Below are 9,384 nucleotides of genomic sequence, written 5' to 3'. Positions count from 1 at the left end.
TGAGAAAGATTGATATGATTGTGGTGCATTGCAGCGGTAGCCGCTGCAATCACCCTTACACAGTAGAGCAGCTGCGCCACGACCATGTGGAAGTGAACGGCTGGTTTGACATCGGCTATCATTATTATATTACGCGCGACGGCAAGGTACATGAGTGCCGTCCGGTAGAGCGAATGGGTGCGCATGCCCGTGGAGCCAACGCCAACTCCATCGGCATCTGCTATGAGGGCGGACTGGATGCCAGAGGCTGCATAGCCGACACCCGAACGGCGGCACAGAAGGATGCGATGTTCTGGCTGATCATCAACCTCCACCACCGTTTCCCAGACATCAAGGTGATACTGGGTCATCGTGACCTGCCGGGCGTGCAGAAGGCATGCCCCTGCTTCGATGCCACCAAGCTGCAGCCGCTGCTGGAGGTATAGGAATGGGAACAGAAAGAATCATCCCCCAACCTGCAAACTGCGGGCTGGGGGATTTCGTTACTACAGCAACATTAACCTAACCTATACTCTAATCTGTCGGATTATCTGTCAATCTCCGCACGGATGAAGGTGCCGTTCTGACTGTAATATAGGTCGAAGCCCGGAATATCCACTTCGTATCCCCCTATCTCCTTCTCAATCTTGTAAGGCTGGGCTGACGGATAACGCTTCTCGATATCCAGCAGAATCACAGTAGGAACAATACCCTTGGGCAGAACAGAGAACTTGCAGTCCACGCTCTTCCAATCTCCCTTGTCGCTGAAATCTATTTTGGTTCCGTCGCTCAACAGCACCTCATATTCCCACTTTCCGTGGTCCTTCTCCTTCTCTACACGGGAGTAGGTGGCAGTAGGGAAATACTGCTTTACAAACTACTGTGCCTGTACTGGCAACTCAGTATAACCAATCACCTTTTCATCACTGTGGCAAGCTACTGCCACCAATGCAAAAACAAGCGACAAAACAGTCGCTAAAAATGTTCTTTTCATGTTGTCTTGAATTTTAAAATTTGAGTAACTACTATAATTATATGATTATTTTATTATCATTTACATCTCCTTTTCAAGGAACAAAACGGTATTCGCCTATACCATTCATTTGACGCTACAAATATAGTAAAAAATTTCCAAACTACAAAATATCCAACGCATTATTAACAGTGTTTTAACTCTTTTTTAGTATATATCAGCAGAAGGTAATACCAGACGAAATAACTCACTAAAAATTTGGATATTACGAATATTTTCCGTATCTTTGCAAACCATAATAACAGTATAGAAATCAACAGTAAAAAACCCAAAATGATGAAAAAGAAAAAACATCTGAAAGTTCCGGCTCTGGCTGCCGGAACCACGCTCGTGGCAGCGATGACCCTGATGGCATCCTGCTCCACAGACTATGAAGACAAGATTGTGTACAACGACATCCAGCAGCCATTCCAGCAGGATTTCCTGAAAGATACATTATCTTTTGACAAAATGCCGGCTGAAGCTGCCCGACACATCCTGAATCTATCCGACCCATCTTCTGAAATCGTAGGCAAGGCAGATTATACCTTCCGCACCGACAATCTCATCAGCGTGAAGAAATCAGCAGTGGGCGATTCGCTCGTCATCACCAGCTGGAGTGCGAAACCAGTCTCCAACGTCAACCTCGAGATGTATATTCCGGAGGCTGACGAGTATATCCCCGTGGCCTTTTTCGAAACCGTTCCTGCCTTCTCCCGTTTCTCCTTCAAGCCATCCTTCATTGGCAGAAGAAACGTATGGAAGAAGAAAAGCGGAAATTTCGTGAGCTTCCTTTGTCCATATCTCGATATGAACCAGATGAAGGCACGACTCACCAGCGACGACGAGCACTTCAAGATGCTCCAGAAGATTGATGCCCAGTGGAACTGCAGCTTCTCCAACTTCGGATGGACTCCTACCATAGGCGAATCATACAACTTCCACGAGATGAAACCTATCTACGCCCGAGAGTGGGTGGTGATCCTCACCAACTATGCCTATATGATGACCACCCCAGAGTACAAGTATGTGATGGCAAACTTCAAGAAGGTGATGGGCGGCGACCTCTACGACAACGAAAAGGTGCCATTCACTGCCGAAAAGTACCAGAGCGAGATGAAGAGATTCAAGGCTAAGAAGAACTTCGTGCTCGGACAGACCTCACCTGCCTATGGCGGACTGGGCGGCGGTGCCACCTGGGGCATTACCGACTGGAACTTCTACGGCCATTATGCATCCTTCAGCGGATGGGAGTCAATCACCCACGAGTTCATGCACTGCATGGATTACAGTCACAACAGTAACATGACCTATGCGGCAAAGACTTCGGAAGGCGTGAACGTAGGTTGGACTGAGTTTATCTGGCAGCTGCACATGTGGCTGAGCAAGAAGGGCGACCTGCCTTATACCGACCGCAACCTGCTGGGCTTCCACAAACCGGAGAATGCACAGTATCGTGACTGCGACATCATGCAGATTTTCCAGGATGATGCCGTATTGCAGAAGAATATCGATAGTTTTTACAAGAAGAGCCGACTCGTGAAGTACTTCACTGAGAACCCGCTCAAGGACAATACCAAATAACAAGGAGGACTAAGAAATGAGAAAAGACGTAATGATGATCAGCGCAGGACTGATGATGCTGGCAATGGCATCCTGCGACCAGACAGAAATCAGAGAGATTACTGAAGACCGAGTAGTAATGCAGCCGGTGGATACCATCAAGGTGGCAGACCACTTCTACCTGGACGGCTATCTCTCACGCACATCCGAGGACATCGGAGGCCGACAGCTGAATGCCGTAAATCTCTTCAGCGATGGCGAAGAACTGTATGTAGCCAACTTTGCCGGCAAATGCATCGATGTTTTCGATGCTGAAACACTGGAGCTGAAGCGCAGCATCAGCAATGCCGACCGCACACTGGCTAGGGATGTATATGCCGAGGGCGAGCACCTCTTCGTGGCAGCCGGCGACAGCCGAGAGGTGCAGATCTTCGACAAGAAGACGGGTAAGTATCTCAGTCGTCTGGGCACCGGTTCCTGGCCAGCCAGCAATGTTTCCTGGGCTGGATGCGTGTGCGCCACCCCTCGCCTGGTATTCGTAAGAGATTCCAAGGAGATGAATATCAGGGTCTTCGACCGTGAGGCGCTGGACATGAATGCAGCCAACAACAACAATGTCTATGCCAAGCTGGCTACAGGCAGCTATTTCATCGGCAGCAAGTTTGAGCCGCAGTCAGAATCCTATGATATGGAAGTAATAGGCGATTCGCTCTATACCTTCATCCCGCGCACGGGCATCATCTATGCCTGGAAAGTGCAGGACATTATTGAGAAGAAGGGCGATGCACCTGTCAAGATTACAGAGGACTGGAATGCCCGCCTGCGTTCCATCTCGAAAACCGACGACAAAGACAAGTTCTTCGTATCGATGGAGAAGGACGGCAAGATGCAGCTGGCAGAATACACTCTGGCTGATATCCAGAAGCGAGACTTCTCTCAGCCAATCCGCAGTTTTGCGGGCGACGGCAGAGTGAGCCTGCCATCCCAGACCATCGTAACCTACCAGAAGGAGAAGCTGATCCTGACCAACGGCACTAAGCTCGACCGCTGGGAGATCCGCAACAATCCATCCTACGAGATCCAGCCTCGGCAGAAGTAAGTAAGCGAAGCATTCTCGGAATAAAGCAAAAAAACTGCCTAAAAATTTGGAGGTTACAAATATTCAGCGTATCTTTGCAAATATATTTAATTAATCATGGAGGATAGAATATGATGATATACGTAGCCAACCCACTTTACGATGCCGTCTTCAAGTATATGATGGAAGATGAGCGAATAGCCAAGACATTGCTTTCTGCACTCTTGCAGAAAATGGTGATTGCTGTAGAAATGCGTCGTCATGAATATCCCAACATTTCACGTGATGCCATCTCTATGTTTCGTGTTGACTTTGCTGCAACCGTATTGGAAGATGACGGCAGTAAGAATCTGATTCTGATAGAATTGCAGAAAACATGGCTGGAGACGGAAACCTTGCGCTTCCGTCAATACCTGGCTGTGCAGTATAACAACAAGGAGAATATGCGCAAGGAGACCAAGGGCAAGTATGCCCTGCCTACCGTGGCGGTGTATCTGCTGGGGCATAACGTGGGACAATTCACGGAACCCGTCATCTATGCCAGACATAAGATATATGACTATGAGGGAAATGAAGTACACCAGGAGGAGCCAGACCCATTTGTAGAGAGTCTGCAGCATGACAGCATCATTGTCCAGATTCCGCGGCTGAGAGGAAGGGTAAACAATAGACTGGAGAAAATACTGAGCGTATTCGACCAGTCGCAGATTTATCCGGACGACCAGCGAATGCTTGAGTTGGATGAGAACAAATATGGGGATGATGCCGAAATGACGCATATACTCCATCGGCTCCAGTCGGCGGCGGCTAATCCTGACATCAGAAACAGGATGAATGCAGAGGATGAGTTCTTCCAGGCCCTGGAAGACAGGGATACTACTATCATGACGCAGAAAAAAGAACTCGAAAAGCAGAAGGCGGCGATTAAAGAGAAGGATGCGGCAATTGAAGAGCAGAAAGCGGCAATTGAAGAGAAGGATGCGGCACTTGAAGAGCAGAAGGCGTCACTTGAAGAGAAGGATGCATCCTTGCGCGCAGCTGTCTTGGCATTATCGAAGTCGGGCATGAATGCAGAAATGATAGCAAAGACTTTGAATATCGGAGAGGAGAAAATACAGGAAATATTATCTAACTGATATTCCAAACCCATTTCAGTACTTGAATAACAGATAAACAGAAATCCCCCATCCTACTTTCTCAAGCGGGATGGGGGTTTTGCTTATGTAATAATTAAACCTAAAAAAAGCCCTGCCGGCTTTCACAAGCTGGCAGGGGATAATTATAAGTAAAAGATGTAAATAGATGTACCTCTGTACGACCTACTTATTAAAACTATAAAATTAATCTTGCAGATTCTACACACATTAATCTGCTACCTTAAATATGAAGGAGGCATATTCACATACACCCGCAATCAATAGACTCAAATTCTTACGATTATTTACCACAGGCTATCTCTAGCCTACCTATTATATATCGAACTGTTTTTTATCATATCATCGTAAGTATCAATTATTTGCTATTCGGCGCTACGGGGTCGCCTAACGGTATGCCTCACTAGGGTTTGTTCTTCTTGGGCATAGGTAAGATAATCTGGACTTTGCCATTACCGGTATGTCCCGTTTCTGTTGTAACCGTAGGTGCTGGAAAATCTGTATTACCGGCTATCGTTTCAGCATTGGTAAGTGCATCACTTTTAAAATAACCAGAGCCACCTCCAGCAGGTCCGGCCTTTTGAGTGCCACCACCACCAAAATATCCACCACCACCTTGAGCACCATAGTCTTCCCAACCATCTTCATTGGTAGAGACGACACCACCATACCCAAAGCCGGCTTTATGATCGTTCGGCATTTTTGAAGTATTTCTATACCCATTACGTCCAGGTTCACTTGGACTTGCTCCACTACCATGACAACCTGACCCAGATGCAGTGCCGCCGTATAAGCCTCCTCCTGCTCCAGCTTTAGGGTGGTGCCTTCACCAGCATCTTGTGCGCCTCCTCCTCCTGCAACTAAGAGCACTTCACTACGAAAGCCATTGAAGTTGCTTAGTTCACCTTTATTAGTTGTAGTTATGCTTGTTGCTCCACCGCCGGCTGGTCCAGGGTTACCAATACCTGGAATTCTATTATTATATCCGTTACCATGACCACCTACACATATATAAATGTTTGTTCCTTTATTCATCTTATATTCACCTGTGGCATATCCCCCCTTTCCTCCTTCGTGGAATACCCCTTGATGATTGTCAAAGTGTGAACCTTGTGCCCCCCAACATTGCAGGTATATGTTTCATCAGCAGGAGCAGTAAAAGTTTCTACCGATCCCTTGTACTCGTATTCACGTATAATCTTTGTAAAAGGCACATCACATTCAACCGTTTGTACAACTACAGGATTATTTTGATTAGGTGTAAGACTAATATCAAAAAGCTTTCCCCAGTCATTTTCAATCCTCTTTTCGGCAGGATCTGCTTCTGCTTGAAATTTTACAGTCTTTCCAAACGGAACAACAAAAGAGAATCTTTTCCATTGTCTGTAGTCATCTACCTTTTTATGAACAGCTAGACATGGAATGTTACCGGTAAATTTTTGTGATGGAAAATACTGGCCAGTCGGGTCGTCTATTCCCCAAGCCGTATAATTTGTCCCCTGTTGTGGTCTTTTCCTTTTTTCACCATACCAGTACGTATAAGAATCATCTTTGAATACCAGGATTCCATTCTGAGAACTTGGCATATGCAGAACCGCCACACCTACCTGATGTTTCATTTGAACAGTTATTCGTCCATTGGGAGCAAACGAACCTTTTCCCACCTGTAAATCTGCCGATGCAATTTTGACAAGATCATCTTGATCGGTGATTATCTTCTTATTGTGATTATCAATCTTTTCTTTAAAGAATTCTTCGGCAGTATTGGCGTTTAAATTTACATTTTGCGTTTCCTTGCTATATGGATAGTAGAAGAAGTAAGTTAAATTACTGGTATTGTATGGCATTCCTTGGCCATCTATATACCACCAACCAGATCCCCTATAAACATACTTATTCCCCAGAATCAGCTCTTTTGTCTTGTTATTCACAATGTAAACACCCATTTTGTCTTTGTAGTCAATAAAATCAGTTCTTGGATCATTCTGGTAGAATACACCTTGACCGTCTTTATCAAAATTATTCCAGGAATTATCATAGTAAATAAGATTAGTATCCAAAACGGTAATCAGTTTGGACGAAAGCTTATAGATGACAGATTTACCAGCCTCCCATGTACTACCATTGAGAGATATTGTATATTCTTCTGTTTTTCCATTTGCTACCAAAGTGACGATCAACTTAGCCTCAGTATCCAAGCGCTGAGGAATCATCATCAATGTTTGATCTCCCAGTGTGAGCGCATAATCATCCTGACCAACAATTATATTTTTGTCAGTAACATCGAAGGTGTATGTAACCTTATCATCTTTAAGAGTCCACTGAGCACTTGGCACATTAGCCGTTCCTGACAAAGAAAGATCACAGGTACCCTGGTTACGGATGCCACGCAATTCTACCTTTGTCAGTTGTTTTCCATTACCAATAACATCAGCCAGATTCTTATCGACAGCGAAGGTTACGGCAGTAAGGGCATGATAGAAGCTCAAGCCCAAAGCTTCCTTTGATTTCGAGCCTTTGTTGGTGGCAACAATCAAGTCGGGCTGACTGGCAATATCCGTGTTTGATGCTGTATATGTGATCTGGGTCTTTCCATTGGCTATGTCTTGGGTGTATTCAAGAGGTGAGTTTACATTTGCATTATATGGAGCGAAAGCATGAAAAGACACTTCTCCTGTATTTGGCCATCGGCTGTCCTGGATTCCCCAAAAATTATTGGATGGTGTGGCAACGGCTATTTCCGGATTGCCACCATTCTGGAATAATGATACATTCGTATTTCCTTCCTTATAAATAGCAGTTACGCCAAAACTACCATATTCATTAATATTTACCTTTTGGGCTCCACGGGTCTGCGCAGCTCGTTCCTGTTCCCCGTCTTCCAGCGGTGCACCGGAACGGGTGATGCGTTTTCCGTCCTTGCTCCAGATATAGATACCGTCCTGCTCTAATGAGTGAAGATAGAGGGGCTTACCGTAGGATGTAGGTACGACGATAGGCCCCTCCTCGTTTGCTGCATCTTTAGCTGCACGTGAAGAGGAGCTGGGAGACAGAGGCTTCCAGCTGTTGTCGAGCGATGGTTGAAATGTAATTTTATCATTAGATAGATTGGCTTGCTGCAGTGATTCGCTTTCTGAACATGACGTAAAGGATGCGAGTACACTGAGTGCCAACAAACTGCATTTATAAGTTTTTCTCATCATATAGTTTTCTTTAAATTCTTTTTACGCCAATAAGGGTAAAGAATCGGAGGGTTCCGATTCTCAGACTCTCTCGTGAGCCGGATACCCTCCAATTCTAAAATTATAATTTGGTATATTCAATACTTACATTGGGACATCTGTTGTCTGATCAAGCCATGCCTTTACATCAACAGTGAAGAAGATTTCGCCGCCCAGAATATCTTCACCTGGTTTTGGATCCTTATCAGTCCAATCCTTACCTGGATCTACAGGATCTACCTTACCAGCACCCCTACTCAAGTCGAGAGTGTAAATATACTTATTACCATTTGCCCAAGTGCCAGCAGGGATAGCTACAGCAGCCCAAGCGAATTTAGTATTATCAGCCTGACCGGCTTTATCTGGATAAACCTGCTCCCAACCGCCAGCAGCATTCTTCTTCTGAACATTAATCAAGAGAGAAATGTAAGAACCGGTAACATTTGCGAAAGTAGCTGGTTTATTAGGAGCTGTACCATCCCATGCTGTGATACTCTGTGGGATAAGCATAGCGCTGTTAGCACCTACGAGCAAATCATTAACGACTTTATTCTGATCATCAAGGGTGATCGCTGCATCTTGATTAAGGATATACTGGCTCGGTGTTTTAATATCAGTCCAAGCGTGTTTAGCTGCAGCATTTCCAGGGGTAAATGTATAGGTAGCTGTACCATTTACATTAGAGATACGTACGCCCTTGATAATATACTTTCTGTTCTCATTTGTATTCTTCACCTTGATCTGAATCTGTGAAAGAATATGGTCGAAATCCAATTTAGCTCCTGTAGTTTGATTGTTAACCTTAGAGCCTGTTCCCTGAGCTACAAGCAAATCCAACTGATCTGCAAGATTTGCACTTGGAGTGTAATCAGCCAAAGTAATGTTATCCTTGTTAATTGTAGGATTTAAGTTCGCCTTATCCTCCTTACCAGTAGCAAACGCCATAAAGGTATAATCCTTATCCTTCTCCCAGAACCAAGGACCACCTACACTACGAAACTCTGTTGTACCAGCTTTCTTTGTAAACTGCTCAGCATTAAATACCGGGTCATTATCAGCCCATGCACTCACCCAGATATTCTTGAGATTATCTGTTGTTGCCTCAGTTCCACGGCTGTTCAAGCTACTGTACTGCGGAAGGTGATATTAGAGCTCTTCGCAACATCCTTAGTCTCTTCTGAAGAGCATGAAGACAAGGCAATAGCAGTAGCTGCAGCCATTAATAAAACACTTTTTTTCATAACTGTTTTCTTTTAAAAATTAATAAATAGGGTGTCCAGTTCTATGTTCCAATATTAACTCACTTGTTTGAGAGTTTTGGTTCGTTCTGTCACCCAGTTTTTGGACAAGTGCTCGGTAGTCCAAGCATCAATGTCC

The 9,384-nt window shown here is 45.0% G+C and carries 8 protein-coding genes and 2 pseudogenes; 4 read left to right on the top strand and 6 right to left on the bottom strand.

Annotated elements, in window-relative coordinates; translation table 11 throughout:
* Nucleotides 1-425, top strand: a 425-nt coding sequence (locus DW830_RS14535) for an N-acetylmuramoyl-L-alanine amidase (protein WP_119250387.1), incomplete at its 5' end; no start/stop codon positions are given.
* Nucleotides 426-526: 101 nt separating this feature from the next.
* On the opposite strand, the gene DW830_RS16800 is transcribed toward DW830_RS14535, so the two are convergent.
* Nucleotides 527-778: a PepSY-like domain-containing protein gene (locus DW830_RS16800; RefSeq protein ID WP_255415641.1), complete on the bottom strand. Its 252-nt coding sequence runs from the start codon at nucleotides 776-778 to the stop codon at nucleotides 527-529.
* Between the two features lie 507 nt (nucleotides 779-1,285).
* On the opposite strand from DW830_RS16800, the gene DW830_RS14525 reads away from it, so the two are divergent.
* The 3 genes from DW830_RS14525 to DW830_RS14515 all read left to right on the top strand — a co-directional run bounded on the left by DW830_RS14525 (nucleotide 1,286) and on the right by DW830_RS14515 (nucleotide 4,768).
* A complete protein-coding gene (locus DW830_RS14525) occupies nucleotides 1,286-2,575 on the top strand; it encodes a hypothetical protein (RefSeq protein ID WP_233544571.1) in 1,290 nt (429 codons plus the stop codon).
* 16 nt (nucleotides 2,576-2,591) lie between these two features.
* Entirely contained in the window at nucleotides 2,592-3,653 is a 1,062-nt protein-coding gene (locus DW830_RS14520) for a YncE family protein (RefSeq protein WP_233544570.1), read from the top strand.
* Nucleotides 3,654-3,763: 110 nt separating this feature from the next.
* Nucleotides 3,764-4,768, top strand: a complete 1,005-nt coding sequence (locus DW830_RS14515; protein WP_233544569.1) for a hypothetical protein — start codon at nucleotides 3,764-3,766, stop codon at nucleotides 4,766-4,768.
* A 421-nt stretch (nucleotides 4,769-5,189) separates the two neighbouring features.
* Here DW830_RS14515 and DW830_RS17420 read toward each other — a convergent pair.
* The 5 genes and pseudogenes from DW830_RS17420 to DW830_RS16990 form a co-directional block, all read right to left on the bottom strand.
* Nucleotides 5,190-5,537: pseudogene (locus DW830_RS17420) on the bottom strand (glycine-rich protein); the annotation flags it as partial.
* 158 nt (nucleotides 5,538-5,695) lie between these two features.
* Nucleotides 5,696-5,917, bottom strand: a pseudogene (locus tag DW830_RS17415) (glycine-rich protein); the annotation flags it as partial.
* Nucleotides 5,818-7,989 carry a fimbrillin family protein gene (locus DW830_RS14500; protein WP_119250382.1) on the bottom strand — a complete coding sequence of 724 codons (2,172 nt, stop codon included), beginning with the start codon at nucleotides 7,987-7,989 and terminating at the stop codon, nucleotides 5,818-5,820. The pseudogene DW830_RS17415 and the gene DW830_RS14500, both read right to left, overlap by 100 nt.
* A 123-nt stretch (nucleotides 7,990-8,112) precedes the next feature.
* Nucleotides 8,113-9,129, bottom strand: coding sequence for a fimbrillin family protein (locus DW830_RS14495; RefSeq protein ID WP_119250381.1), 1,017 nt, complete (start codon nucleotides 9,127-9,129; stop codon nucleotides 8,113-8,115).
* Nucleotides 9,126-9,248 carry a hypothetical protein gene (locus DW830_RS16990; RefSeq protein ID WP_255415640.1) on the bottom strand — a complete coding sequence of 41 codons (123 nt, stop codon included), beginning with the start codon at nucleotides 9,246-9,248 and terminating at the stop codon, nucleotides 9,126-9,128. The genes DW830_RS14495 and DW830_RS16990 overlap by 4 nt, the downstream gene beginning before the upstream one ends.
* Nucleotides 9,249-9,384 lie beyond the last annotated feature (136 nt).

This window comes from Prevotella sp. AM34-19LB, assembly GCF_003468525.1.
Classification (GTDB): domain Bacteria; phylum Bacteroidota; class Bacteroidia; order Bacteroidales; family Bacteroidaceae; genus Prevotella.
This window is presented reverse-complemented; position numbering and strand designations above follow the sequence as displayed.

Coding starts and splice junctions, on each gene's coding strand:
- DW830_RS14525 (WP_233544571.1), top strand. CDS start 1,286: ATGATGAAAAAGAAAAAACATCTGAAAGTTCCGGCTCTGGCTGCCGGA.
- DW830_RS14520 (WP_233544570.1), top strand. CDS start 2,592: ATGAGAAAAGACGTAATGATGATCAGCGCAGGACTGATGATGCTGGCA.
- DW830_RS14515 (WP_233544569.1), top strand. CDS start 3,764: ATGATGATATACGTAGCCAACCCACTTTACGATGCCGTCTTCAAGTAT.
- DW830_RS14500 (WP_119250382.1), bottom strand. CDS start 7,989: ATGATGAGAAAAACTTATAAATGCAGTTTGTTGGCACTCAGTGTACTC.
- DW830_RS16990 (WP_255415640.1), bottom strand. CDS start 9,248: ATGAAAAAAAGTGTTTTATTAATGGCTGCAGCTACTGCTATTGCCTTG.